The sequence below is a fragment of the Asticcacaulis benevestitus DSM 16100 = ATCC BAA-896 genome, from assembly GCF_000376105.1.
Classification (GTDB): Bacteria; Pseudomonadota; Alphaproteobacteria; order Caulobacterales; family Caulobacteraceae; genus Asticcacaulis; species Asticcacaulis benevestitus.
In genome coordinates, this window is the sequence record NZ_AQWM01000009.1 from 96,349 (window position 1) to 120,920 (window position 24,572).

The following is a 24,572-nucleotide window of genomic DNA, read 5'->3' on the forward strand; positions in this document are numbered from 1 at the left end:
CGTGTTCCTCTTGTCTTGATCGTCATTCCTACCCTGCTCAGAAGATTAAGCGGGAACACGGATAAGGCACGGATGCGCATCGCAAGCGATGCGACACGGAAAGACACGGATATCCGCCGGATTGCTGCCTATTCAGCTCATTTTGGCGATAGGTTCCCCGCTTCGAAGGAGAGGATAGGATTACTCCACCGTCTCGGTCAGGAAATGCCGGCCTTCGGCGTCCTCGATCTCGACCACCCAGATATCCGGATCATACTTGGCCTGACGCGCGATCCAGGCGTCGAGATCGGCCTCGTTCAGCGTCTCGACCGGACGCATCCACACGGTTTCCTCGCCCTTTTGCGCCTCGCGCAGCACGTAAAGATCGCGGGTGCGCAGATTGAGTACCTTGACCAGCACCGAGCCATACGACTTGTCACCGCGGCGCGCGATATAGGCGAAACTGCCCGCCTGCGACACCCGCCGCAACAAGGCGCTGACCCACAGATCGGCTGAAAGTAACATTTGGCTAACCTTGCTTGGAAACGCCGTTTAAAGCCAGATCGGCTATATTGGCACCCGATATCTTCCGTAAAGCCATGCCTTAGCGCCCCTGTAAAGCCGTTTATGACCCTCCGCCCGTTGTTAAAAAAGCTCGTCCTTGCGTCCTCGGTCATGCTGGCCGGTTTCACCGCGCCCCTGCTGGCCCGGACGGCGGACGACTATACGCTGCCGGTGGTCAAGCGCTATTACATGATGCAGGCCGATGCCCGCTGCCGCCTGTTAGACGCCCCCACGTCGCAGGCGCTGAAGGCCGGTTACCTGCAAGCCCGCAACGATGCCCTGCGCGCCGGCCTCAGCATGGCCTATCTGGCGCCATGGCTCGACAAGGCCCGCATCGCCGCCGGTCAGACCGATTGCGCCAGTCCGCAACTGGCCTCGGAGGCCGAGATCGCGCGCGGCGGCTACCGTCGTTTCATGGCCCTGCCGCATGTCGCCTGGAACAGTGGGCGCACCGAATGGACCGCCAACCGCGCCTTTACCGACGACACTGCCTGGCGGCTGGTGCAGTATCAGAACACCGATAAGGCCGATCTGGCCTTCGGGCTCTACGGCACCCTGCAGCAGAACAGCTTCACCCTGATGGCCGGCTTCCATGACGGTGTGCGCCCCTACAGCGCCCGCCTTCTGGTGCGCAACACCGATATCGTCACAGTCGGCCGCATCGAGCGCACCCCCTATGGCCTGACGACGGAGATGCCGCTCGGCTTCAACGACTACAGTTCGCTGAGCTTCATGGCGCGCAACATCGCCGAGACGACCGCGGCCCTGCACCCGGAGGTGAAGACCAACCTGGCCGGCTTCTCGCTGACCGGTGATTTCGTCGGCAAGCAGGTGCCGGAGAATGCCCTGCGCTTTGATTTTCCCGCCCGCGCCTGGATGGCGATCGCCAAACTCGATCCGCGCGAGGATATGGTGGTGGAATTCAACACTGCCGACGGGCCGCTCTATGCCCGCTTCGAGGTCGGCGATTTCCTGACCGGCCTAAGCTATGTCGCCCTGCCGTCGAGCTATACCAACCATCATCCCAATACGGCGCTTTAGAGCGCTTTAGGCGGTCGCGCGTTTCAGGCGCTCGACCATCGACATCAGGCCGTTGGTGCGTTGTGACGACAGCGCTTCGTTAAGGCCGAGCTTCGTCAGGGTGTCACGGATCGAGAAGGCCCGAATCTCGTTATACGGCAAACCATCGAGCAACCGCACCAGCACCGCGATCAGCCCCTTGACGATAAACGCGTCGGACTCGCCGCGAAAACGCAGTATCCCTTCGGGCGCCGGATCGATCATCAGCCAGACCTGCGAAGCGCAGCCGAGCACCTTGGTGGCGTCGGTTTTTTCCGTGTCTTCAAGGGGCGTCAGATCCTTGCCGAGGTCGATGATGTAGCGGTAGCGGTCCTCCCAGTCATCGAACAACTCGAATTCACCGAGCAGGTCGTTCAGGCGGGCTTGAAATTCGGACATAAGGGTGCGCTCTCGATCAGACAGGCGTGGTGAGACTCGCGCCTATATGTCGATTTACGTCGCGGGGTTCAAGCGGCGATGTGCAGGAAGGGTGATCCACAGATAAGCCAGATCAGCACAGATTTCACGATCGCCCCCTCGTCACAGCCTCTCTTTGAAATTTGCTCAAATGATGTAGGTTTATCGAACTGGCCGTTTTGCCAAACACGCACGATAAGGAACACGACTATGCCCGTAACAGGTATCGGCGGTTTTTTCTTCCGCTCGGACGATCCCAAGGCGCTTTCGGCCTGGTATCAAAAGCACCTCGGCGTCGGCGGCTATGACTGGCAGCAGTCGGCGGGCCCGACCATCGTGGCGCCTTTCGCCAGGACCACGGATTATTTCCCGGCGGCGAAGGCCTATATGCTGAACCTGCGGGTCACGGGCCTTGACGCCTTGCTGGTTCAGTTGTCAGACGCCGGCATTGCGATTGTGAAAGACCCCGCGTGGGACACGCCGGAAACCGGCCGCTTCGCCCGCATCCACGACCCCGAAGGCAACCCGATCGAGCTGTGGGAACCACCGGCGGAATAGCTGCCTCCGGACACAGATATTCCGGCCGTTACACCCTTGTGGGTAAGCCTTAACCGCTATTAACCTTTTTACGTCATTTGCGCGACTCATGCTAAGCAGAGTTTGTAAAGCGTAATTGTAAGGAGGCTTGAACTATGACGGATGCTGTTGCCAGAATCGTCGATGGACTGCGGGATGCAGGGTTCAGCATAACGCCCCTGAAGGCGTCACCGCTCTGGCAGGTCGATGGGCGAGGCGCCATGAGTACCGGCCAGTTGATCGACCTGGCCTCGAAGGTCAGGATGTCGGGCGGGAAGCCGCACTAAGCGTTATCTGCGCAGCCCTTTACGGATGAGCGCGGTATCTAGCTGGCCGATGTGCCGTTACTCAGAAACGGGCATTCTGTGGGCTTTTGCCCAGCTCACAACCAGACGCACAACCATATTTTTAAACACGTTCATAACTCTAATCCTGCGGACAAGCCTTGCGGGCTGACCGTTTACACAACTAATGACAGCGCTGTCATACCACGTTTCGCATCTGCGAGAAAGTGTTTTTTTGCTTTGATCGCTTGGGAATAGAGACGGCAGCCCCGCCTAGGCAGCCTTCAAACGCAGGATCGCTTTCAAAGCCTCACCCTGACGCGATATGACACCAAAGGCGCCGCCCATGGCCTCGGCGTTGAGCTTGACGATGGCCCAGCCCAGACCGGCGCCTTCGTGGACGCGGTTGACGGCGTTATCGCCCTGCTCGAACGGACGCATCAGGCGTTCGATATCGGCCTGATCGGGGGCATTGCCGCGGTTGAAAATGGTGATGTCGACATGACCATCCGCCGTCGGGCGGGCATTGATCTCGACCGTATCCTCCTCGGCGGTGAAATCGATGGCGTTGCGCAGCAGATGATCGAGGCACGAGGCCAGGCCGCGCGGATCGGAAACGGCCATCAGCTCGTCGTCAAGCATACGGTTATACAGGGTGACAGCGCGCGCCGTGGCGAGATTGCGCACCCTGGAGATGGCGTCCTGCAGGGCCGGCAGCACGCGTTCGGGTGCCGGCTTGAGATCGCCGCCGCCTTCCAGCCGCACAATATCGATGAAGTTGTTGAACAGATTTAAAAGCTTGTTGCCGCTGTCGCGGATAATGCCGGCATATTCGACATATTGCGGCGAGCCCAGCGGGCCATAGAGTTCCTGATTGAGGATATCCGAAAAGCCGATGATGCTGTTGAGCGGGGTGCGCAGTTCGTGGCTGACCATGCGCAGGAAGGCGCGCTTGGCGACATCCTTGTCGGCCTGCTGCGCCGCCTCAAGGTTCCAGTTCGGCGTTTCCGCGGTCTGGCCTTGAGCGGACGCCCCTGATATGGACGTCTGGAAAGACATAAAAAGTACCCTGAACTTCGCGCGGCTCATGACGCGAACTTAAGCTTGCAGTCTAGCCGCACGGTCTTAAGTATAGGTTACACGGACGACGATAGCTGTGAAAAAGACCCGGCTGGCAGCATCTTGGAAACGATTCTTCCCGTATCAAGAGATAGGTTTGGGCATTTCAGCATTTATGGCTAAAATCCAAAGGTTTACCGCTCATCACTCCTGTGGGGGCGTCTCACAGCTCAAAGGACAACTCTCCGCGTGTCGCTCAACGCCTATTTTCAGGACGAAGCCCCGCCCGCCCAGGGCGGCCTGCAGTCCCTGCGCCTGAGCGTCATGGTCTGGCACCTGTGCTGGTCGGGCTATACGCTGCTCGGCCTTCTGGGGTTGCTGTTCCTGCCGGCCTCGCTGTTCGTCGTCGGCGCCATGGTGGCCATCACCGTGCCGGGCGCGGCCTGCGTCATGCTGCTCAGCCGCGACAGCCAGGTGATGCGCCAGGGGCTGATGTGGCTGTGGGCCGGCTGCGCCTTTATCGCCGTGGCCCTGACCGGCGGCATTGCCGGGCCTTTGGCGGCGTGGTGCGCCCTGCCCCTGCTGGCCGCCGTGGTGCTCAACCAGCGCACCCTGATTACGCTCGGCGCATCGCTGGCCTTTGGCGTCACGCTGTTCGCCATCATGGTCAGCATGTGGCATGGCATCCGCCTGCCCGATGATCAGGAAGGCTTCTGGCTGTCGGTCATCGCCAATGTCTCGATGGTGGCGGGCCTCGGTCTGGCCGTGCTGCCCGCCCTGCGTATGCGTTCGGAACGCGCCATTGACGCCGAAGACGCCCGCGCCCGCCTGCTCAACATGCTGACCGAGCAACCGGGCCTGCTCATCTGTGTCGATGGTGATGGCCGCGTCGTCTCCGCCTATGGCGAGGCGCCGGCGGGTCTCGATCTGAAAGCCCTGCTGCAACTGGGCCTGTCGGCCTCGGCCCATGTGCCCGATCGTATCGTCGTCAAGGCGGCCATCGAACAGGCCATTATGGAAGGCCGCGCCGATATCGGCTTCACCCCTCACGCCGCCATGGACCACTATGTGCTGCTGAGTTTGCGCCGGGGCCAGGACAACCGACTCTATGGTGTGATGAAAGATGGCTCGCTGTCGCATGCCCATGAGGCTTCGCTGGAGGCGGCGCGCGTCGAGGCCGAGAGCCTCAACCAGGGCAAGACGCAATTTCTCGCCAGCATGAGCCACGAACTGCGCACGCCGCTCAACGCGGTAATTGGTTTCTCGGATATCATGCGCATGCAGCTTTTCGGCGAGATGCCGCCGAAATATGCCGAATACGCCCAGCTTATCTGGGAATCCGGCCAGCATGTGCTCGATATGATCAATGACGTGCTCGATATGTCGAAGATTGAAGCGCAGAAATACGAGCTGACGCTGGAAGGGTTCGACATGCGCGAGTCGGTGTCGGCGGCGCTGCGGCTGATCCGCGGACAGGCGCATGAAAAGGCCATCGACATCATCAGCCATATGCCGCAGATGCCGGTGATGGTGACCGCCGACAAGCGCGCCATCAAGCAGATCTGCCTTAACCTGCTGTCGAACGCCGTGAAATTCACCCCCCAGGGCGGCCATGTGACGCTGACCCTGAGCCCGACCGAAGCAGGTGTCGACATCCTGATCGCTGATACCGGCATCGGCATCGCACCCGACGATCTCAGCCGTATCGGCCAGCCCTATGAGCAATCGGGCACGCCTGAGCAGCGCGCCATGGGCACCGGGCTTGGGCTCTCCATCGTCAAGTCGATGGCGCACCTGTTGGGCGGCACCATGACGCTCAGCAGCCAGCTTGGCGAAGGCACCACCGTGCGGGTCAGCCTGCCGGTCGTAAAACCTGAGGAACAGCCTGAACTACCCATGCCGGTGCCGGTTCAGCCGGAGCCGGCGGGCGTGGTGCAATCGCTGGAAGCCTTTGTGCGCGCGGCGCAGAACGCCACGCTCAGCCACAATCCGCTGGAAGATATCCACCACACGCCCGAAGGCCTGTCGAGCTTCAGCGATTTCGTTATCCGCCCGCCGAAAAGCTAGGCGACGGGCGCAATTTGCCCTAATATGGCGGCATGAAACGCGACGCAGTTCTTCATACCCTGCGCAACCATGAGGCTGAGCTCAAAAAGCTCGGCGTTGAGCGCCTGTATCTGTTCGGATCCGTATCGCGCGATGAAGCCGAAGCGCATAGCGATATTGATCTGTTTTTTGATTTTAACGATCCCAAATTCAGTTTGATCGAGTTGATCAGTGTACAAAACCACCTGAGCCATCTGCTGCAAAATCCAGCCGATGTCATGACGCGCGGCAGTTTGCACCCCGCCTTGCGGGCCGGCATCGAGCAGTCCGCCCTCCAGGTTTTTTGAGCGTCAAACCATGGCCAGAACACTCGATGCGCGTCTGCAGGACATTCTCGACGCCATCGAAGGCATCCGCCAAACCTTGGCAGGCCATAGCTTTGAGAGCTTTGCCGCGACCTGGCACCTGCAAAAGGCGACAGAGCGCGGCCTTGAGATCATTTCAGAAGCCAGCCGGCACATTCCGGCTGAGACCAAGCTGATGATGGCGAATGTACCGTGGACGGAAATCGCCGGCATTGGCAATGTGCTGCGACACGATTACCAGCGCGTCGAAGCTCTGATCATCTGGAACATTGTCGAGACCCATCTGGCACATCTTGAAGAGGCCGCAAGAGAGATTCAAAACATCTCCCTTAGGCCACCATCTCCATAAGGTTGGTGCCGAGCAGTTTGACGTCGAACGGGTCCGGGGCGTTTTTCAGACAGGTTTCGAGACGATCGAGACGGCTATCAAAACCACGATCATCGCGCAGGTCCTCGACCAGGCGGCAAGCGTAACCGGCCGTGGTGCGACCACGGCCAAAGGCGGCGCCGATGCGCGCCAGCGGCCACTGAAAACTGACATAGGCCAGATACATGGCAATCTGGCGCGCCCGCGCCGCACGGGCATTGTTGCGGGTTTCCGAGCGGATCTGCGCCGCCGGCACACCGGTGGCCAGCGCCACCAGATCCATGATGAATTGCGCCCGGATCTGACCCATCCCGGCGGTGCAGAGCGGCTGTACGCTGCTGCCGTTTCCCGCCGTCACGGCCGTCATCATGGTCGTTGCTTGAGCTTTTATCATCGCATTTTCCCTTCCTCATCTGCCTGTGGTCAGGCCACGGACACAGGATAGGCGGGCTCCAAAATGAGAGGATAACTTTCCTATTAGAAAATATAAATAGGCTTTATTTCTTTTTTTAAACACGCATACGGCGTTATAAATTTATTAAGCCTCAAAGGTTGCGCTCCCATTGAGATACCGGCAAGGCGGGGATAAAAGGGCCGTGATGCGAAAAAGGGGGAGGAAAAGGGGCAACAGCCTGGATCAGGAGGCGGAGCGTATGCCCGATTGCAGGAGATCGATCTTGCCGATCAGGGCGTCGTGCCCCAGGATCATATCGACATTGACGCCATCGGACGCCAACGGCAGGCGCAGCCAGAACAGGCTGAGACCGCGCGCGCCACGCCACGCCATCGAATGCAGGCCGACATTGGGCTTGCCGGTTTCGACCACGAAGGTCAGGTGTTCGGCCCAGTATTGCGCCTCGGGTTCGGTATAGATGTTATCGAGCATCTTGCCGGTGATCTCTTCGCCATAGGCGCTGAACAGCTCAGTGCCGGCCAGACGCTGACGGAAAAGTTCGGGGCGATTGTGAGGATGGGGCTCGAGCACGTCGATCAGGCTGATGGTGGGCAGGCGGCGCTTGATCGCCACCGGATCGAGATCCTGGCGCGATGGCAACTTGCCGCGACGACGCAAACCCTTCCAATAACGAAAGATGTCCTCATGGGAGCGTAAGGCCGCTAACATTTCGGAAGCTAATCCAGCCATCAGTATAAGTTCGTCTGCCCCTTCGCCAAATCAGGTTTCACTTGGGAAGCCAAGAAAACAACATTTCGCGTATACAACTCAAAAATGGAACAAGACGCGAACACTTGAATCGAGTCTGTAAAAAAACAGTCCCGGCCCGCGAATCACCCAAATTCACCTTCTCTTAACTGGTGATTCCTTGGCAAGCAAAAAAGGGTTAACGCTACCTTACAGAGTCAAATTGGCCACAGGAAATAATACCGGTAGCGTCATAAAAAAACGAGTTGAATCAAAAAATTGGAGCAGGGAAAAGTAAAGAACCCCCACCACCATCGCTACGCAATGCCCCCTCACCGACAAGCGGGGAGGCACAAGAATAAAGTGAGCTCCCCGCTTGTCGGCAGAGGGACCGCATCAGGCAAACAAAAAGCCCCGGTCTTGCGACCGAGGCTTTTTTATAAAACGTAACCGGAAAAGGCTTAAACCTTGGCGGCGCGCGGCTTGCGGGTCACCTGACGGCCACCCTGGCCCAGGCCCATCTGCTTGGCCAGGTCCGAACGGGCCTTGGCGTAGTTCGGGGCGACCATCGGGTAATCCTTCGGCAGGTTCCACTTGGCGCGGTAGTCTTCGGGGCTCATGCCGTACTTGGTGCGCAGGTGGCGCTTCAGCGACTTGAACTTGCGGCCGTCTTCAAGGCAGACAATGTAGTCAGAAGAAATCGACTTCTTGACCGAAACAGCCGGCTCTTTCGGTGCTTCGATCTTGGTTTCTTCACCGGAAGAAATGGAGTTCAATGCAGCATAGACGCTCTGAATCAGCGAAGGCAATTCGCTGGCCGGCACCGAATTATTACCGACAAACGCAGAAACGATGTCCGCCGTCATGTCCAAGGTATCAGTCTTGCTTTCCATTCATTCATCCTTTGAAATATGTGCTCTTTACCTAAGCCACCGTCTTGCAATATTCAAGCCTTCATTTCAAAAAAAAGCGAGGCTGTGCAGTTAAGGCTGTATAATTACTTACCGGAAACCTGAAAATGGCCCTTTGAATGTTATAAAGGGCAATACAGCTCGCCCAATAAACGAATCAGCTCTTGCTGTTGGCTTAACCTTTGGGGCCTGCGTGAAAGCCGCCTGCGCTCAAGCAGCGACAGCGATAGCGCTAAAAATACGGCCATGCGTTCCTGGTTTAACTTTTAAGATCCTGAGCGAAAGCCAGCATGGCCGCGCGCTGGGGCACGCTGAGCGCTTCCAGATCAACGTCTTCGCCGCTGGAGATCGCGCGTAGCATGACGTGGGTCAGGGCCGATGACAGCGCCCAGTTCCAGTAACGCAGCACCGTCTGGGCGCGATCGACCGCCAGGATATCGTAGGTGATCAGAACCTCGGCAAGATGCGGGTGCATCTGGCCTTCGGCATTGCGCAACGGACGGCGCAGGGCTTTCCACAGCGCCCGCAGCGCCTTCTTCGACAGGCCAGTGGCCTTGCACAGGACCGCCAGACCTTCGCCGCCCCGATCGCGCATCAGCTTGGCGCCGGTCGAGGGCTTGATGCCCGCCATGTAGGATATTTCCTCGGCCATATGGCGCGTCATGCCCAGCTTCGCAGCCTCGGCGATGGCGGCTTCCAATGAACTGTAGGGGCTTTTTTCCAGCGCCTCGCGATTACGCTGGCGGCGCTCGATAAACTGCAGAGCCTTGCGCGCCAACGGGTCCTGCCATTTTTCGGTGGCCATCATGGCGAAGACGTCGCCCGCCATATCCTGCATGATTTCGCGGTTGACGCCGAAGCGGGTCAGGATCAGGCGGCGCACATCGGTTTCCGCCCACCAGAACAGCACATAGGCCGATGACGGGCGCAATTCGGCGCGACGCATGATCAGCGGGATGAGCTGCGGATGGTTCTGGCTCATGGCCACGGCGGCTTCCAGCGCCGGTTGCGATAACCTGGCGCGCAGGTTCTTCAGCAGGGCCTCGATGATCGACACGTCCTCGGTATCGACAAGAAATTCGCACAGGATGCTGTCCAGTTCCTTGCGCGTGGCCAGGATCAGATGGTGCTGGCGATTGCCGAAGCGGGCGCAGTAATGCAGGTCGGCCGTGGTCAGGGATTCGCAGTCCTCGATCAGCGGACGCGCGGCCTCGGCGTCGTCGATGATCAGCATACGGATCAGAGAATTGGGAATTTCCGCCAGGATGCTGACGCGCTTCGCCACGCGGATACGGTCGACCAGCGCGGATTCGCGCAGCATTTCGACCAGCAAATCCGCCGTGACGGCGCGTTCAAAGGCGTTGATTCGGCTTTCCGGCAGGCAAACGACGTCGGCCAGACGGCGCAGCAGCACATGGCGCGCCTTGAAGTCCGGCTGGGGTGCTTCGGCGATGATGTCGTCGAAAATTCTGACCAGCTCAGCGGATCCGGCGCCCTCAGCGCCTTCGCCCGCCACACCGGCTTCCGCCTCGGCAACGGCGTCTTGATGGATACGGGGTGAGAGCACGGCGTTCGACATGACGGCATCATGGCCGTCATCCGTTAATCATTTGTATAACAACCGGCCGTGCGATGAAAACTAAGAAACCCCACCACCGCTGCGCAAGAGCTTGCGGCCCCCCTCCCCATCAGAGATGGGGAGGTATAAGGGTTTCATATCTTACCCGCCCCAATTTACTGGGGTGGTGGGGTGTCTGACTTACTTAAAGCCCGTCAAACAAAGCCGTGCTGAGGTAGCGTTCCGCAAAGCTCGGAATGATCGCCACGATCGTCTTACCGGCGTATTCCGGTTGACTGGCCAGGCGGAAAGCCACTTCGAGCGCCGCGCCGGAGGAGATACCGACCGGCAGGCCTTCGACACGGGCCGACTTACGCGCCATGGCAAACGCCGCGTCGTTCGACACGGTTTCGATGCCATCGATGATGCCGCGGTCAAGAATCCCCGGAATGAAGCCGGCGCCGATACCCTGAATCTTGTGCGGACCGGGCTCGCCACCCGACAGGATCGGCGAGGCTTCCGGTTCGATGGCGATCATCTTCACCGCAGGCTTCTTCTTTTTCAGCGCATGACCGATGCCGCTGATCGAACCGCCGGTGCCAACGCCCGACACGACCACATCGACCGCGCCATCGGTATCGTTCCAGATTTCCTCGGCGGTCGAGATTTCATGGATATAGGGGTTGGCTTCGTTCTCGAACTGCTGCGGGATCACCGCTTCCGGCATTTCGGCCAGCAATTCCTGCGCGCGGTTGACCGCGCCGCGCATGCCCTTTTCAGCGGGGGTCAGTTCGAGCTTGGCGCCCAACAGCAGCAGCATCTTGCGGCGCTCGATCGACATCGATTCCGGCATGACGAGGGTGATCTTGTAGCCCTTGGCGGCGGCCACGAAGGCCAGGGCGATGCCGGTATTGCCCGAGGTCGGCTCGATGATGGTGCCGCCCGGCTTCAGCTTGCCGGACTTTTCCAGCGCCTCGATCATGGAGACGCCGATGCGGTCTTTCACCGAGGCCATCGGGTTGAAGAATTCGAGCTTGGCCAGCACGGTGGCTTTCGCGCCATATTCAGCCGACAGGCGCGGCAGACGGATCAGGGGCGTATCGCCCATGGTGTCGAGAATCGAATCAAAAATCTTGCCGCGACCTTTGCGGGCAAGCGGGTTGGTTGCATCAGCCATGAGGGAGTCTCCGGTTAGGCTTTTTGTTATAAATGACGGTTTCTAAGGGATCGAACCTGCGCGCGTGCGCTCTGGTTAACCTCTCGTTAAGACTTATAAAAACATCTTAGCGCTTCCTGGCTTCCCCGTTAAGGCAAATCACCTCACAGTTCGGGTGAGACACGCTAAACTGAAGCCGATACCGACGAGACGGGATAAGATGATGAGCATGGATGATCTGTCAACACCGAACCTTACGCGTTCTGACAGCGAAGCGACAGCGCAAACCAGCGCACCCGTCGAGACAGATGTGGATACCGCACCGGCGTCGGCCAATATCAGTTCGCACGATCTGGCCACCCAACTGGTCGCCAAGCTGTGTCATGATTTCATCTCACCGGCCGGCGCCATCATGTCGGGCCTCGACCTGCTCGAAGATCCTTCCGCGCAGGATATGAAGCAGGAGGCGCTCAACCTGATCGCTGCCTCGGCCAAGAAGATGGTGACCCTGGTCCATTTCGCCCGCGTCGCTTTCGGCGCCGCCACCAGCTCGGAAGCCTTCAGCGGCAGCCAACTGGAGAAAATCCTCGGCGACATGTATTCGACCATGCGCGCCGAACTCGACTTCGCCATCGACCCGCAGATGCTGTTCGACAAGCCGGCCTCGCGCGCCCTGCTCAATCTGGGCCTGCTGGCAGGTAATTCGCTGCCGACCGGCGGCAAGGCGAAGCTGGAAGCCGTCAAGAGCGATGACGGCATGACCATCACCGCCGAATCACGTGGCCCGCGTGCCCGCCTCAAGGCCGAAGCCATCGAAGGCCTGACCGGCCTGCCGCTGGGCGATGGCCTCAACGGCCAGTGGATTCAGCCGCACTGGCTTTACAGCGTGGTTCACGAAGCCCGCGGCACGCTCGACTACACCACCGATGTCGATTCGCTGTCGTTCAAAATCTTCCTCCCGGCCTGATCAGGCCGCGGCGCGATTCACATCGATTCCTAACAGCCGCCATCCTACGCTGTGACAGCCAGGCTCGGGGGAGCATCATGATGCTTCTGACGGGACCTGCGTTTGCGGAACGAGCCAAAACAACCAGATGAGCCGGAAACACAGGCGCCGCAACCGGCGCCTGACGCTTCGCCACCATCCCATTTAGAGCGCGCGAAGACGGCGATCACTGCCTGCTGGCAGGCTTTTATAGCGGGCACGAATCGCCTCAGCCATGCCCTGTGGAGACGTCTGCGTCATCTGCCCGGTTGGGTTCAGGGCGTGCTCGCCGCCGTCGTGCTGGTGCTGGGTGTCATAATCCTATTCCTGGCGCAGCCGAACTGGAACTGGGCGCGACCGATGGTGGCCTCCATCGCCTCCGGCCGTTTGTATCGCCCGGTGCATATCGATGGCAATCTGCGCGTCCATCTGTTCAGCTTCGCCCCCAGCGCCACGATAGGCGGTCTCCGTATCGGCCAGCCGGACTGGGGCGCCAGCGCCGGCTTGAAAGGCAATCTCGCCGAGATCGACACGGTCGCGGTCACCGCCGAGTTGATGCCGGTCTTTATCGGCCGCATCGTGCTGCCGCGCCTGCAGATCGACCGACCCAACCTCATTCTCTATTCGGACAAGACCGGCCGCGCCAACTGGAACTTCGGTGACGGCAAGGCCAAAAGCCAGCCGGCCAAGCTGCCACCGATCAAGGATTTCATCATCAATGACGGCAAGCTGACCGTCACCCATGCGAAGAGCCGGTTCAACTTCACCGGTACAATCAATGCCCATGAAAAGGCGGCAGGCGGGCGTCAGGCGTTCGATCTGACCGGCGACGGCAAGCTGAACGGCCGCGCCTTTGACCTCAGCGCCACCGGCGGACCGCTGCTCAATGTCCGCACCCACGTGCCCTACCCGTTCGACATGGTCGTGCGCGCAGGCGATACCCGCGTCACGGCGAAAGGCCGCGTGTTGCATCCCTTCAATCTCGGTCAGATTGACGGCGCCGTGACGGTCAGCGGCCGCAATCTGGCAGACCTCTACGATCTGACTGGCCTGACCCTGCCCAATACACCGGCCTACAAGATCGCCGCCCAGGTGACGCGCAATGCGCTGATCTACGACGTCAAGGCTATCAAGGGTCGCGTCGGCGGCAGCGATCTCGAAGGGACTATGAAGGTCGATACCCGCACCAAAGGCCGCCCCTATCTGACCGGCGATCTACGTTCGCGCCGGCTCGATTTCAAGGATCTCGGCTCGCTGTTCGGCGCCACCTCCGCCAATACGCCGCAAAAGGCCGAACTTTCCGCCGCCCCGACCGCCGCTGCCGTGGCGCGCCGCCTGCTGCCCGACGCCACGCTCGATATCGAGCGCGTGCGCAATATGGACGCCAAGGTGCGTTATCGCGCTATGTCGGTTAAAACCCATAGCGACATGCCGCTGCGTGAGGTTAGCCTGAACGTCAATCTCGACCACGGCCTGCTGATCCTTGACCCGATCGATTTCAGCTTCCCGCGTGGCCGCCTGCAGGGCACGGCGCGCATCGATGCCCGCAAAGACGTCCAGATCAACACCATCGATATGCGCCTGACCGGCCTGGCGGTGCAGGACTTCCTGCCGACGGTCGGCGGATCGAAGCCGCTCGAGGGCATTCTCAATGCGCGGGTGCGCGCCACCGGCACCGGCAACTCGGTCCACAAGGCGGCCTCGACCGCCGACGGCCAGATGACGCTGGTCATGCCCGGCGGCACGATCCGCCAGAGCTTCGCCGAACTGATGGGCGTCAATGCCACCAAGGGCGTGTTCATGCTGCTGTCGAAGGACAGACACGAGACCGATGTGCGCTGCGCCATCGCCGATTTCCGTGTGCAGAATGGCGTCATGCGGGGCCAGAACATCGTGTTCGATACCGGCGTGGTGCGGGTGAATGGCTCAGGCCGCATAAATCTGCAGGATGAGAGCCTGAAACTGGCTTTCAAGGGCAAGCCGAAAAAGTTCCGCCTGATCCGTGTCAATGTACCTATCGTGGTGGGCGGCCATCTGTCGGCGCCGAAAATTGGCGTCGATCCCGGCGCGGCTGTGGTGCAGGGCGGGCTGGCCGTGGCGCTCAATACAATCTTGCCGTTCGTCAATCTCGATTACGCCAAGAATGCCAACTGCGCCGACGTCATGTCAGATGCCCGCGAACAGGGTGCGCCGACGACGCTGAAACCGGCGGCGAAAAAAGCCAATCCGCTGCCGGTCGGCCGCCAATAGGCGCAAAGCCGGAACAGGAATAAGGTGCGGATGTTTTGCGCGCTTTTATAGACACGACACGCCTGACACGCTTTCTGTTGCTAAAAAAAACGCGTCCTGTCTGGCAGGGCACATAGATAAGTCGGCATAATGGCGATGCGCATCCTCGCTTTTCCTTGTGCGCCTTACCTTTGTGACGTCAGACACCACCGCCAGCCACTTCCCGCATTAATTGCAAAATTCAGACTTTGGTAAGGTTTTAGCAACGGCCCCTTAACCAAAGCCGTTCAGTATGTCCCAAGACAGGTCCTGCCCGGAATCCCGATTCTGGTGCGGACCCTTAGTACAACGGGGTATATTGTGGACGACTTAATTTCCGAATTCCTGACCGAAACCGCCGAAAGCCTTGAGGTCGTCGATAGCGAACTGGTCAGGTTTGAAGCAAATCCGAATGAACGGAAGACGCTCGATAATATTTTCCGCCTCGTCCATACTGTAAAAGGCACCTGCGGCTTCTTAGGCCTGTCGCGCCTTGAGGCCGTGGCCCACGCCGGTGAAACCCTGCTCGGTCGTTTCCGCGATGGCAAGCTCGACGTGACCCCCGTCGCCGTGACCCTCGTCCTGCATTCGATCGACCGCATCAAGGTCATCCTGGCTGGTCTGGAAGCTACCGGTAACGAACCCGATGGCGACGATCACGACCTGATCGCCCAACTGGAAGCCATGGCCGAGGGCCAGGCCGTCGATCTGTCGACCGTGAAAGCCGTCGAAGTGCCCGATCGCCCGATCAATGGCGAAATCGAACCCGCTGTATTTAATGGCCCCGCGCTCGGTGCTGGCGCTTTGGGCGTTGGCGATATCGACCCCGCCACCGGCCGCGCCCTGCGCCCCGGCGAAGTCGCCGAAGCCGATCTCGAAGCCGCCTTTGCCGCCGCCGATGGCCCCGACGACACCCCGACAACCTTGCAAGCCGGCGATATCGACCCCGCCACCGGTCGCGCTCTGCGCCTCGGTGAAGTCTCAGAAGCCGATCTCGAAGCCGCCTTCGCCGCCGCCGAATCACCGGACTGGATGAATGAGGCGACGTCCGACGTGGAAGTCAGCCAGCCGGTGGCCCCGAGCGCGCCGCCCGTTACCGCCATAAAACCTGCCGTCCCCACTCCCCCCGCCAAAGCACCGGAGCCCATGGCCGGCCTCGGCGGCGAAGATGCCCAGGGCATCGCCACAACCCAGTCCATCCGCGTTTCGGTCGATGTGCTCGAAGGCCTCATGACGCTCGTCTCGGAAATGGTGCTGACCCGCAACCAGCTCCTGCAGATCAGCCGCACCCGTGAAGATTCCGCCTTCGCCACCCCGCTGCAACGCCTGTCCACCCTGACCGGCGAACTGCAGGACAGCGTGATGAAGACCCGCATGCAGCCGATCGGCGCCGCATGGAAGAAGTTGCCCCGCCTGGTGCGCGACCTCTCCTACGAACTGGGCAAGAAGATCGACCTCGTCATGGAAGGCGAAGGCACCGAACTCGACCGTCAGGTGCTCGAACTGATCCGCGATCCGCTGACCCACATGGTGCGCAACTCCGCCGATCACGGCCTCGAAGGCACCCAGGAGCGCATCGACCTCGGCAAGCCCGCCACCGGCACCGTCAAGCTGTCGGCCTTCCACGAAGGCGGCTATATCGTCATCCGCATTTCCGACAACGGTCGCGGCCTCAATACCCCACGCATCCGCGAAAAGCTGCTCGAAAAGGGTCTGGTTACCCGCAACGAGCTGGACACCCTGAGCGACCAGCAGGTTCAGCGCTATATCTTCGCACCGGGCTTCTCGACGGCGGCGGCGGTCACCAACCTGTCCGGCCGCGGCGTCGGCATGGACGTGGTGCGCACCAATATCGAACAGATCGGCGGCCAGATCGATCTGCTGTCGGTGCCGGGCTCCGGCACCACCTTCACCATCAAGATCCCGCTGACCCTGGCCATCGTCTCGGCCCTGATCGTCGGCGCCGGCGGCCAGAAATTCGCCGTGCCACAAACCTCGGTGATGGAACTGGTTCGCACCGGCCAGAACGCCGAGCACAAGATTGAAAAGATCAACGACGCCCTCGTCCTGCGTCTGCGCAACAAGCTTCTGCCGCTGGTTCAGCTTGGCCCAACGCTCCAACTCGAAGCCGCCAAGGATGAAGACGCCACCTTCGTCATGGTCATCCAGGTCGGTGAGCGCCGTTACGGCCTCGTTGTCAACGATGTGCTCGATACCGAGGAAATCGTCGTCAAGCCGCTGGCCACCATCCTGCGCGATGTCAATGTCTTCTCGGGCGCCACCATCCTGGGCGATGGCTCGGTCGTTCTGATCCTCGATCCGAACGCCATGAGTGAGCGCGCCGGCAATATGCTGGAGGAAAAAGCCTCGGAAGACACCGAAGACACCACCGCCCATGCCGGCAGCGAAAAGGTTGCCATGCTGCTCTTCAGGGCGGGCTCCGGCGCGCCGAAGGCGGTCGAGCTGGCCCACATCACGCGCCTCGAACACATCGAATCCGACAAGATCGAAATGATGGAAGGCCGCGCCGCCCTGCAATATCGCGGCAAGCTCATGCCGATCCTAACCGTCAGCAGCGATTTCTCGGGCCTGCTGTCCTCTTCGCGCGAAGAAGCCCACGTCCAGCCGCTGCTCGTCTTCACCGGCGAGGGTTACGCCATGGGCCTCGCCGTCGACGAGATCGTCGATGTCGTCGAAGACCAAATGACCATCGAACTGTCGGCCGATCGTCCGGGTGTTCGCGGTACCGCCATCATCGCCGGGCGCGCCTGCGAAATCCTCGATGTCGACTATTACCACCTGCGTGGCCTGGCCGAACACCAACGTCACCCTGTTTCCCATGTTTCCAGTGAAAGGGCTGTCGCATGAGCCTGAAAGATTACGTAACGCTCCGCGTCGGCGGCCAGCTCTTCGGTGTTGATGCCGCTCGTGTGCACGATGTCTTTCATCCGCGCGGCCTGACCCCCGTGCCTTTGTCGCGCTCGGAAATCGCCGGCGTGCTTAACTTGCGCGGCCGCATCGTCACCGCCGTCTGCGCCCGCCGCCGCCTCGGTCTGCCGCCGCGCGAAGAAGGTGCGCCTGAGCCTCTGGCCATCGGCCTCGAAGTACACGGCGACAGCTACGGCCTCGTCATCGATTCGGTCGATGAGGTGCTGAAACTCGACGATGAGAAATTCCACGCGCCTCCGGGAAATCTTCCGCCACGCTGGGCAGAAATAATCGTCGGCGTTTATCAATTAGAAAAGGAACTTCTGATAGTGTTGGATCCACACACACTCTTGGATGCCGCCCATCTTAAAGCGGCCTAACCTTTCAGAAGTATAGGGAAATCAGGATGAAAACCTGTCTCGTCGTCGATGATAGCCGCGTTATCCGTAAAGTCGCCAGACGCATTCTGGAAAACCTCCAGTTTGAGGTGGCCGAGGCCAATGACGGCGCCGAAGCGTTGAAATCCTGCAAGGAAAAGATGCCAGCCGCCATCTTGCTCGACTGGAACATGCCGGTCATGGACGGCATCACCTTCCTGCGCGCCCTGCGCAAGGAAGACGGTGGCAAGGCTCCGATCGTGGTATTCTGCACCACAGAAAACGATCTGGCCCACATCACCGAAGCCCTGACCGAAGGCGCCTCGGAATACATCATGAAGCCCTTCGACGGCGAAATCCTCGAGGCCAAGTTCTCCGAAGTTGGCCTGCTGTAATCGCAAGCCAAACGGCGGCACTAGCCGTGTACGATCATACGTCCGGAAGCCATCGGGGCTTTCGGCAAGGCCTAAGGCCGCCGCGCCCCTTCCTGTTCAGGGAATGATGCGCGTAAGCCCCGCGGCATTTGAGCTTAAAAGATGTCCCTGACCTCCAACACCGCCGCATCCCTGCGGCCCCTGAAAATCATGATCGTCGACGATTCCGCGGTCGTGCGGGGGCTGATTTCGCGCTGGCTTGAGCACGAGCCCGACATGGTGCTCGCGGGCCTGGCCATTGACGGCGCAAAAGGCGTCGAAAAGGTCAAGGAAGTCCAGCCGGACGTGCTGATCCTCGACATCGAAATGCCGAACATGGGCGGGCTTGAAGCCCTGCCGAAACTGCTGGCCGCCAAGCCCGGCCTCAAGGTTCTGATGGCCTCGACGCTGACGACGCGCGGCGCCAATGTCACCATCCGCGCCCTCGAACTGGGGGCCGCCGACTTTGTGCCCAAGCCGGATTCAAGTCGCATCGGCGGCGCTGACGGCTTCCGCACCGAACTGCTCACCAAGATCCGCGCCCTGTGTGGCCGCACACGATCCTGGCCCATGCCGGGCGCCGCCCCGGCAAACCCGGCACCGGTCAAGCCTACAGCGCCCGCCCCCGGCGCACGTCCCTTGACGGCCGGCCCGAGCGCCCTGGCGCGCACGCCTTTATCACCCCCTCCCGCACGACCCGCGCCGCCGCCGCCCGCCGCGCCCGTCCTGCGTCCGCGCAGCACAGGCCCCAAGCGCATCGACGCCCTCTTTGTCGGCGCCTCGACCGGCGGTCCGCCTGCCCTGCGCGCCTTCCTGCTGGGCCTGGGCCCCGATTGGAAGCTGCCGATCTTTATCGTGCAGCACATGCCCGCCACCTTTACCGCCATCCTGGCCGAGCACCTCGACAAGGCGCTGCCGATGACCGTGCTGGAAGCCAAGGACGGCATGCCGGTAAGCTCGCGCCACGTCTATATCGCCCCCGGCGACTTCCATATGACGGTGAAAGGCCCGCTGGGCCTGCCCACGATCAAGCTCGATCAGGGCCCTCAGGTCAACTGGTGCCGCCCGGCGGTCGATCCCCTGTTCCAGTCCGCCGCCGCCCTCTATGGCAATCACGCGCTCGCCGTCGTCCTGACCGGCATGGGCCATGATGGCCGTGACGGCGCCAGCGCCCTGGTGGCCGCCAATGCCTCGGTATTGGTGCAGGACGAAGCGTCCAGCGTCGTCTGGGGCATGCCCGGCGCCGTAGCCGAAGCCGGCCTCGCTGAAATCATTAAACCTATCGATGGCCTGTCTGCGGCCTGTAAAGTATTTGCCCGTGGAGAACGGCCTCAATGACCCCCGAAGACATCGAACACCTCGCCGCCACGCTGAAAGCCCGCTCGGGCCTCATTCTCGGCTCGGACAAGACCTACCTGATCGAAAGCCGTCTGTCGCCCGTGGCGCGACGCGAAGGCTTCGCCAATGTCTCGGCCTTGCTCAGCGCCCTGCGGACCAAGCGCGATGAGAAGCTGATGGCCAGCGTCACCGACGCCATGACCACCAACGAGACCTTCTTCTTCCGCGACAAGGCGCCGTTTGATCAGTTCAAGAGCGATATCCTGCCGGCGCTGGCCAAGGCCCGCCTGTCGGGCGATCTCAAGGTCTGGTGCGCCGCCTGCTCTACCGGCCAGGAGCCCTATTCTCTGGCCATGCTGATGGACGAGGCCAAGCCCCAGTTCCCGCGCATCAATCTCGATATTCTGGCGACTGACATTTCCGACCGTTGTCTGGAAAAGGCGCAGGCCGGCCTCTACACCCAGTTCGAGGTCCAGCGCGGCCTGCCGATCACCATGATGGTCAAGCATTTCGAGAAGGTCGACGAGATGTGGCGCATCTCGCCAAAGCTGCGCTCGAGCATCCGCTTCAAGAAACTGAACCTGCTCGAAGACCTGCGTAGCGTCGGCCGTCAGGATGTCATCTATTGCCGCAACGTCCTGATCTATTTCGATATCGAGACCAAGAAGCGCGTGCTCGAACAGATGGCCACCCTGCTGGCCGATGACGGCTGCCTGTTCCTGGGCGCCGCCGAGACCGTGCTGGGCATCACCGATGCCTTCAAGCCGATGCCCGGTATGCGCGGCCTCTATATCAAGAACGCCGCCTCCGCCCAGACCGGTGCGCGCCGAACCGCTTAAGGCAGACTTGGCATTTATGATTTTAACCCCGTCGGTCCCTGACCGGCGGGGTTTTTCGTTTACGGATCAACCCTCACGCTTTTTTCGTTTCCAGGTCATCCAAAAGCGGTAACAGTGGACATTAAGGCCAAGGTTCACTCTTAAAAAGGCGTCGTCTCATGTCTCCCGCGCAACAGCAGGCCGCTTCGCTGGCCTGGCAACATGCCCATCCCTTGCTGATGGTGCTTATCTCCACGGCCATCACCCTGATCGTGGTCACCCTGATCGTGCTGATCCGCTGGCTGGTCAGCCAGTCGGCCTGGCGCTATCACCCCGACGGCGCCAGCGGCTTCCTCAAGGATGAGTTTGTCCGTTGGGGCGCGATCCTTGTGCCCTATCTGGCGCTCTCCATCGGCTTTAAAGTCTTCGTCTACGACCTGCATCCGGAATATAACAAGCCGGAGGTTTGGATGGGCTTCGCGGTGGTCGCCATCGCTTTTCGCCTGTTTTTGCGCCGCCTGCCCTTCGTAAAAGCGATGGGGCGCCATATCGATGCCGCCAAGGCCCAGGCCAAGGCAGAGGCCAAGGCGATGCGCGCCGCCCGATAGGGTAACATTCTGCGTGAAGCCTTTCCACGCGCGGGCAGGCACCCCACATATGCCCGGCTTTCTGTGAGAGGAACCTCCCCAAATGAAAATACGCACCCTGGGCCAGTCCGGCCTTGATGTTTCCGCTATCGGCCTCGGCTGCATGGGCATGAGCTGGGCCTATGGCCCTTCCGACCGCGACGCCTGCCTGAAACTGCTGCGCGACGCCGTCGACCTCGGCGTCACCTTCTTCGATACGGCCGAGGTCTATGGCCCCTATGTCAACGAAGAACTGGTCGGCGAAGCGCTCAAAGCGGTACGCAATCAGGTGGTGATCGCCACGAAATTCGGCTTCGCCATGGGCCAGCAACCGGGCAGCCTGACTGGCGTCAATTCGCGCCCCGACCATATCCGCGAGGTCGTCGATGCCTCGCTGAAACGCCTGCGCACCGATCATATCGACCTGCTCTACCAGCACCGCGTCGATCCTGACGTGCCGATCGAAGACGTGGCCGGCATGGTCGGCGACCTGATCCAGGCCGGCAAGGTCAGGCATTTTGGCCTGTCGGAGGCCTCAGCCGCCACCATCCGCAAGGCCCACGCCGTGCAGCCGGTCGCCGCCGTGCAGAGCGAATATTCGCTATGGACGCGCGATCCGGAAACGCAGATCCTGCCGACTCTCGAAGAGCTTGGCATCGGCTTCGTGCCCTACTCGCCGCTCGGCCGCGGCTTCCTGACCGGCACGCTGAAAGATGCCGCCCTTGATCCCGGCGATTACCGCAACACCAGCCCGCGCTTTACCGGCGACGCCAAGGCGCAAAACACCCGCGCGGTCGATGCCCTCACCGATCTGGCGAAGGCGAAGGGCGTCACGCCGGCGCAACTGGCCCTAGCCTGGCTGCTGGCGCAAAAACCCTGGATCGTGCCTATTCCCGGCACGCGTCATCTGGATCGCCTCAAGGAAAACATCGCCTCGGCGAACGTGACCTTAAGCGCTACCGACCTGTCAGAGATCGAAGCGGTGATCGCCGAAACCGGCTTTGCCGGTGCACGCTACACCGAGGCCGGCATGGCCATGCTGAACCGATAGACTCAAACGCTATCCGCCACAAAAAATCCCCCGGACTCGCGTCCGGGGGATTTTTTCGCCCGCGATCAGGACGAGGGCACATCCTGATCCATGTGTATGGGCTTAGTTGCCGCCCTGAGCCACGGCATCCAGCGCGTCGCCATTGGCGTTGAGCACCGGCAGGGTGTTGGCGGCGAAGGTTTTCACGGTTTCATCCGTACCGCTGGCGGCATAGGACTTGAAAACGCTCTCGGCCTTGTCGTTCACTTCGCCCTGGGCCGCTACATACTTGGCGTCGAAGTCGGCACCCTTAGCAGCCTTCAGCTCGCCCAGCTTGGTCTGGTACTCAGGGGTGTAGTTCTGGTCGAAGTGCATGTCGGTCGTGGCACCTTGAATGGCGGCCACCATGCCGTCACGGGTCTTGAGGCCGTTGTCGAGCACTGTCTTGGCGGTCGCCTTCACTTCGGCGCTTTCGCCTTGCGTGGCGGCGAGCTGTGCCGCGGCGATGCTGAATTCATTGGCCATGTAAGCTTCGCGGATGAAGTCCTTGGCGGCACCGCTATCGGCGGTCATGGCCGGTGCGGCAGCCGGAGCCATCGCGGTTGTTGCCTGATCGATCGGCGGGGTAGCCGGCACGGCGTCAGGCGCCGTGGTCGGGGCGGTTACCGGCGGCACAGTAGGGTTGGCGGGCGCGGTCGCGTCCTGGGCAGAAGCGCTCAGGGCCGTGGCGGCCATGATGGCGACAACAGCGCCGGTGATCTTATAGGAAAGTTTAGTTTTCATAACGTCCATCCTCTTTCTGAATATAAGCCCCCGATTGAGTGGGTGCGATCTGAGGAGAATGACAATAATGACACGGTTGGCCAGAAATGCGGCTGTTTAAGCAGGATCAAGTATGAGGCCGTTGCTCAAAAAATAAGAATATCATCAGAATACAGTGACAGGTCTCAAATCTTGTCTTGATAGTGGCAAAAGACCGGCCTTATGCCGACCCGAAACACTTCCACATCTATAGAATTTCGAGAACCTTTTCCGGCGGACGCGCCAGCAGCGCGCCCTTGTCGCTGACAACGATGGGACGTTCGACAAGAAGGGGATGCTTGACCATGGCGGTCAGGAGACGCGCCTCGCTGACGGAAGGATCGGTCAGGCCCAGCGCTTGCGCGGGCGTGCCTTTGATGCGCAGGAGGTCGCGCGGCTTCAGTTTCATGGCGTTAAAAAGTGCCACGAGCTGATCCTTCGACCAGCCGGCCTGAACGTAATCAATCATCACCGGCTCTATGCCGTGAGTGCGAATAAGGGCCAGCACCTTGCGCGACGTGGCGCACTGCGGACGATGATAGAGGGTGAAGGTCAAGCTCAGACCTTCGCCACCGGACGGTTTTTGAAATAGGCGTGCAGCGATGTGGCGGCCTCGGCATTCCTCTCGGTGACGTCTTCGAGCAGGAAGCCCATGAGTTCCGCATAGTGGGCGAAATTGGCGCGATAGATGATCGAACGGCCGTCACGATAGGCGGTGAGCAGGCCGGCGCCGGTCAGGATGCTAAGGTGGGTCGAGGCCGTGTTGGCCGGTATGCCGTTGCTGGCCGCGATCTTGCCCGCCGCCATGCCATCGGGCCCGGCCTGGACGACCGTGCGGAAAACATTCAGACGGCCGGGATGGGCCAGGGCAAACAGATTAACCACCGCATCTTCGCTGATCATAATTCGGCCTTTTGGAAACGCCAACGCCCGTAGAACTATATAAAGAGCGCAACTGACTGGGGAGGGGCTTTCCTATTACGGAACTAAGGAAACATAAAGGCAGGCTCCGGCCTTGCCCACAAAATTCCCCGTGATCGCAACATTTTAAGGCGATTTAAAAAAAATGGCGCGCCGCCATGGGGCAACGCGCCGTAAGTTGAGGGAGGAAGGGTTTCATTCCGAGATGCGATGGCTTCGAAGCATCTCGGCAAGGGCAAGCGCCCGTCGCGCCCATTCTTTCAGGAAAAATGGTGCGCGTGAGCCATGGGGGACGCCCAGTCCGGCGCTTGAGCTAGTCGCCCGTGAACAATTCAGTTTTTGAACTCAAGCGGCAAGTTGGCTGTAGTCCGCATAGTTTTTTGTCTTCGTGACCGCCATGGACAGGGCCATGACGAAGGCACAAAAACTCTTCAGCCAGTTCAAGAGGAGACGGATGTTATGGCCGGCGGCCACCAGGAGGACATTGACCGCATCGCCATGTGCTCCGGCAAGCCAGTTCCGCTCGAGTTTTCCATCGGCTTTCATGTGCCCGATGACAGGCTCGATGGCACTTCTGCGTTTCAG

Annotated in this window: 26 protein-coding genes and 1 pseudogene; 15 read left to right on the forward strand and 12 right to left on the reverse strand. The window is 60.6% G+C overall.

Going from position 1 to position 24,572, the window contains the following annotated elements; translation table 11 throughout:
* Positions 1-180: 180 nt before the first annotated feature.
* Positions 181-504 carry a DUF1491 family protein gene (locus B060_RS0111815; protein WP_018081996.1) on the reverse strand — a complete coding sequence of 108 codons (324 nt, stop codon included), beginning with the start codon at positions 502-504 and terminating at the stop codon, positions 181-183.
* A 102-nt stretch (positions 505-606) separates the two neighbouring features.
* Here B060_RS0111815 and B060_RS0111820 point away from each other — a divergent pair, with 102 nt between their 5' ends.
* A complete protein-coding gene (locus tag B060_RS0111820) occupies positions 607-1,584 on the forward strand; it encodes a hypothetical protein (RefSeq protein WP_018081997.1) in 978 nt (325 codons plus the stop codon).
* A gap of 6 nt (positions 1,585-1,590) precedes the next feature.
* On the opposite strand, the gene B060_RS0111825 is transcribed toward B060_RS0111820, so the two are convergent.
* A complete protein-coding gene (locus B060_RS0111825; protein ID WP_018081998.1) occupies positions 1,591-2,001 on the reverse strand; it encodes a SufE family protein in 411 nt (136 codons plus the stop codon).
* Positions 2,002-2,229: 228 nt separating this feature from the next.
* Here B060_RS0111825 and B060_RS0111830 point away from each other — a divergent pair, with 228 nt between their 5' ends.
* Positions 2,230-2,577 (forward strand): VOC family protein, encoded by a 348-nt coding sequence (locus B060_RS0111830; protein WP_018081999.1) that lies wholly within the window; start codon positions 2,230-2,232, stop codon positions 2,575-2,577.
* Between the two features lie 134 nt (positions 2,578-2,711).
* Positions 2,712-2,882, forward strand: coding sequence for a hypothetical protein (locus B060_RS27605; protein WP_018082000.1), 171 nt, complete (start codon positions 2,712-2,714; stop codon positions 2,880-2,882).
* Between the two features lie 270 nt (positions 2,883-3,152).
* Here B060_RS27605 and B060_RS0111840 read toward each other — a convergent pair whose 3' ends face one another.
* Positions 3,153-3,938, reverse strand: a complete 786-nt coding sequence (locus B060_RS0111840; RefSeq protein WP_018082001.1) for a sensor histidine kinase — start codon at positions 3,936-3,938, stop codon at positions 3,153-3,155.
* Positions 3,939-4,187: 249 nt separating this feature from the next.
* Between B060_RS0111840 and B060_RS0111845 the strand changes: the two genes are divergently transcribed.
* From B060_RS0111845 to B060_RS0111855, 3 genes are read left to right on the forward strand one after another with little or no spacing between them, the layout of a single operon-like run.
* Positions 4,188-6,005, forward strand: coding sequence for a sensor histidine kinase (locus B060_RS0111845; protein WP_018082002.1), 1,818 nt, complete (start codon positions 4,188-4,190; stop codon positions 6,003-6,005).
* A 32-nt stretch (positions 6,006-6,037) separates the two neighbouring features.
* Positions 6,038-6,331: a nucleotidyltransferase family protein gene (locus B060_RS0111850; protein WP_018082003.1), complete on the forward strand. Its 294-nt coding sequence runs from the start codon at positions 6,038-6,040 to the stop codon at positions 6,329-6,331.
* A gap of 10 nt (positions 6,332-6,341) precedes the next feature.
* Complete coding sequence (locus tag B060_RS0111855) at positions 6,342-6,698, forward strand: HepT-like ribonuclease domain-containing protein (protein WP_018082004.1); 357 nt, start codon at positions 6,342-6,344, stop codon at positions 6,696-6,698.
* Here B060_RS0111855 and B060_RS24360 read toward each other — a convergent pair.
* The 5 genes from B060_RS24360 to cysK form a co-directional block, all read right to left on the reverse strand.
* Positions 6,679-7,110 (reverse strand): helix-turn-helix domain-containing protein, encoded by a 432-nt coding sequence (locus B060_RS24360; protein WP_236621648.1) that lies wholly within the window; start codon positions 7,108-7,110, stop codon positions 6,679-6,681. The genes B060_RS0111855 and B060_RS24360 overlap by 20 nt on opposite strands.
* A 243-nt stretch (positions 7,111-7,353) precedes the next feature.
* Positions 7,354-7,860: a motility/cell cycle regulatory protein MopJ gene (mopJ, locus tag B060_RS0111865; protein ID WP_026172778.1), complete on the reverse strand. Its 507-nt coding sequence runs from the start codon at positions 7,858-7,860 to the stop codon at positions 7,354-7,356.
* Positions 7,861-8,318: 458 nt separating this feature from the next.
* Positions 8,319-8,750 carry a Ros/MucR family transcriptional regulator gene (locus B060_RS0111870; protein WP_018082007.1) on the reverse strand — a complete coding sequence of 144 codons (432 nt, stop codon included), beginning with the start codon at positions 8,748-8,750 and terminating at the stop codon, positions 8,319-8,321.
* A 277-nt stretch (positions 8,751-9,027) separates the two neighbouring features.
* Positions 9,028-10,347, reverse strand: a complete 1,320-nt coding sequence (locus B060_RS0111875; RefSeq protein WP_018082008.1) for a DUF2336 domain-containing protein — start codon at positions 10,345-10,347, stop codon at positions 9,028-9,030.
* A 184-nt stretch (positions 10,348-10,531) separates the two neighbouring features.
* Positions 10,532-11,503 (reverse strand): cysteine synthase A, encoded by a 972-nt coding sequence (cysK, locus tag B060_RS0111880; RefSeq protein ID WP_018082009.1) that lies wholly within the window; start codon positions 11,501-11,503, stop codon positions 10,532-10,534.
* Between the two features lie 208 nt (positions 11,504-11,711).
* Here cysK and chpT point away from each other — a divergent pair, with 208 nt between their 5' ends.
* The 9 genes from chpT (at position 11,712) to B060_RS0111925 (ending at position 22,286) form a co-directional block, all read left to right on the forward strand.
* A complete protein-coding gene (gene chpT / locus B060_RS0111885) occupies positions 11,712-12,449 on the forward strand; it encodes a histidine phosphotransferase ChpT (RefSeq protein ID WP_236621649.1) in 738 nt (245 codons plus the stop codon).
* 102 nt (positions 12,450-12,551) lie between these two features.
* Entirely contained in the window at positions 12,552-14,717 is a 2,166-nt protein-coding gene (locus B060_RS24365; protein ID WP_236621650.1) for an AsmA family protein, read from the forward strand.
* A gap of 339 nt (positions 14,718-15,056) precedes the next feature.
* Complete coding sequence (locus B060_RS0111895) at positions 15,057-17,603, forward strand: chemotaxis protein CheA (protein ID WP_018082012.1); 2,547 nt, start codon at positions 15,057-15,059, stop codon at positions 17,601-17,603.
* Complete coding sequence (locus B060_RS0111900; protein ID WP_018082013.1) at positions 17,600-18,043, forward strand: chemotaxis protein CheW; 444 nt, start codon at positions 17,600-17,602, stop codon at positions 18,041-18,043. The genes B060_RS0111895 and B060_RS0111900 overlap by 4 nt, the downstream gene beginning before the upstream one ends.
* A gap of 26 nt (positions 18,044-18,069) precedes the next feature.
* Positions 18,070-18,435, forward strand: coding sequence for a response regulator (locus tag B060_RS0111905; RefSeq protein WP_018082014.1), 366 nt, complete (start codon positions 18,070-18,072; stop codon positions 18,433-18,435).
* A gap of 141 nt (positions 18,436-18,576) precedes the next feature.
* Positions 18,577-19,791 (forward strand): protein-glutamate methylesterase/protein-glutamine glutaminase, encoded by a 1,215-nt coding sequence (locus B060_RS0111910; protein WP_018082015.1) that lies wholly within the window; start codon positions 18,577-18,579, stop codon positions 19,789-19,791.
* Positions 19,788-20,630, forward strand: coding sequence for a CheR family methyltransferase (locus tag B060_RS0111915; protein WP_018082016.1), 843 nt, complete (start codon positions 19,788-19,790; stop codon positions 20,628-20,630). The genes B060_RS0111910 and B060_RS0111915 overlap by 4 nt, the downstream gene beginning before the upstream one ends.
* 158 nt (positions 20,631-20,788) lie before the next feature.
* Positions 20,789-21,217: a hypothetical protein gene (locus B060_RS0111920; protein WP_018082017.1), complete on the forward strand. Its 429-nt coding sequence runs from the start codon at positions 20,789-20,791 to the stop codon at positions 21,215-21,217.
* A gap of 82 nt (positions 21,218-21,299) precedes the next feature.
* On the forward strand, positions 21,300-22,286 hold the full coding sequence (locus tag B060_RS0111925; protein ID WP_018082018.1) for an aldo/keto reductase: 987 nt from the start codon (positions 21,300-21,302) through the stop codon (positions 22,284-22,286).
* 102 nt (positions 22,287-22,388) lie between these two features.
* On the opposite strand, the gene B060_RS26080 is transcribed toward B060_RS0111925, so the two are convergent.
* The 4 genes and pseudogenes from B060_RS26080 to B060_RS24375 form a co-directional block, all read right to left on the reverse strand.
* Positions 22,389-23,048: a DUF4142 domain-containing protein gene (locus B060_RS26080; RefSeq protein WP_157405634.1), complete on the reverse strand. Its 660-nt coding sequence runs from the start codon at positions 23,046-23,048 to the stop codon at positions 22,389-22,391.
* Between the two features lie 226 nt (positions 23,049-23,274).
* Complete coding sequence (arsC, locus tag B060_RS0111940) at positions 23,275-23,622, reverse strand: arsenate reductase (glutaredoxin) (protein WP_018082020.1); 348 nt, start codon at positions 23,620-23,622, stop codon at positions 23,275-23,277.
* Between the two features lie 2 nt (positions 23,623-23,624).
* Entirely contained in the window at positions 23,625-23,969 is a 345-nt protein-coding gene (locus tag B060_RS0111945) for an ArsR/SmtB family transcription factor (protein ID WP_018082021.1), read from the reverse strand.
* Positions 23,970-24,332: 363 nt separating this feature from the next.
* Positions 24,333-24,572: pseudogene (locus B060_RS24375) on the reverse strand (IS5/IS1182 family transposase); the annotation flags it as partial.

Bases quoted from the DNA above. Each gene is read 5' to 3' on its own strand.
- B060_RS0111815 (WP_018081996.1), bottom strand. From the start codon at position 504: ATGTTACTTTCAGCCGATCTGTGGGTCAGCGCCTTGTTGCGGCGGGTG.
- B060_RS0111820 (WP_018081997.1), top strand. From the start codon at position 607: ATGACCCTCCGCCCGTTGTTAAAAAAGCTCGTCCTTGCGTCCTCGGTC.
- B060_RS0111825 (WP_018081998.1), bottom strand. From the start codon at position 2,001: ATGTCCGAATTTCAAGCCCGCCTGAACGACCTGCTCGGTGAATTCGAG.
- B060_RS0111830 (WP_018081999.1), top strand. From the start codon at position 2,230: ATGCCCGTAACAGGTATCGGCGGTTTTTTCTTCCGCTCGGACGATCCC.
- B060_RS27605 (WP_018082000.1), top strand. From the start codon at position 2,712: ATGACGGATGCTGTTGCCAGAATCGTCGATGGACTGCGGGATGCAGGG.
- B060_RS0111840 (WP_018082001.1), bottom strand. From the start codon at position 3,938: ATGTCTTTCCAGACGTCCATATCAGGGGCGTCCGCTCAAGGCCAGACC.
- B060_RS0111850 (WP_018082003.1), top strand. From the start codon at position 6,038: ATGAAACGCGACGCAGTTCTTCATACCCTGCGCAACCATGAGGCTGAG.
- B060_RS0111855 (WP_018082004.1), top strand. From the start codon at position 6,342: ATGGCCAGAACACTCGATGCGCGTCTGCAGGACATTCTCGACGCCATC.
- B060_RS24360 (WP_236621648.1), bottom strand. From the start codon at position 7,110: ATGATAAAAGCTCAAGCAACGACCATGATGACGGCCGTGACGGCGGGA.
- mopJ (WP_026172778.1), bottom strand. From the start codon at position 7,860: ATGGCTGGATTAGCTTCCGAAATGTTAGCGGCCTTACGCTCCCATGAG.
- B060_RS0111870 (WP_018082007.1), bottom strand. From the start codon at position 8,750: ATGGAAAGCAAGACTGATACCTTGGACATGACGGCGGACATCGTTTCT.
- B060_RS0111875 (WP_018082008.1), bottom strand. From the start codon at position 10,347: ATGTCGAACGCCGTGCTCTCACCCCGTATCCATCAAGACGCCGTTGCC.
- cysK (WP_018082009.1), bottom strand. From the start codon at position 11,503: ATGGCTGATGCAACCAACCCGCTTGCCCGCAAAGGTCGCGGCAAGATT.
- chpT (WP_236621649.1), top strand. From the start codon at position 11,712: ATGGATGATCTGTCAACACCGAACCTTACGCGTTCTGACAGCGAAGCG.
- B060_RS0111900 (WP_018082013.1), top strand. From the start codon at position 17,600: ATGAGCCTGAAAGATTACGTAACGCTCCGCGTCGGCGGCCAGCTCTTC.
- B060_RS0111905 (WP_018082014.1), top strand. From the start codon at position 18,070: ATGAAAACCTGTCTCGTCGTCGATGATAGCCGCGTTATCCGTAAAGTC.
- B060_RS0111910 (WP_018082015.1), top strand. From the start codon at position 18,577: ATGTCCCTGACCTCCAACACCGCCGCATCCCTGCGGCCCCTGAAAATC.
- B060_RS0111915 (WP_018082016.1), top strand. From the start codon at position 19,788: ATGACCCCCGAAGACATCGAACACCTCGCCGCCACGCTGAAAGCCCGC.
- B060_RS0111920 (WP_018082017.1), top strand. From the start codon at position 20,789: ATGTCTCCCGCGCAACAGCAGGCCGCTTCGCTGGCCTGGCAACATGCC.
- B060_RS0111925 (WP_018082018.1), top strand. From the start codon at position 21,300: ATGAAAATACGCACCCTGGGCCAGTCCGGCCTTGATGTTTCCGCTATC.
- B060_RS26080 (WP_157405634.1), bottom strand. From the start codon at position 23,048: ATGAAAACTAAACTTTCCTATAAGATCACCGGCGCTGTTGTCGCCATC.
- B060_RS0111945 (WP_018082021.1), bottom strand. From the start codon at position 23,969: ATGATCAGCGAAGATGCGGTGGTTAATCTGTTTGCCCTGGCCCATCCC.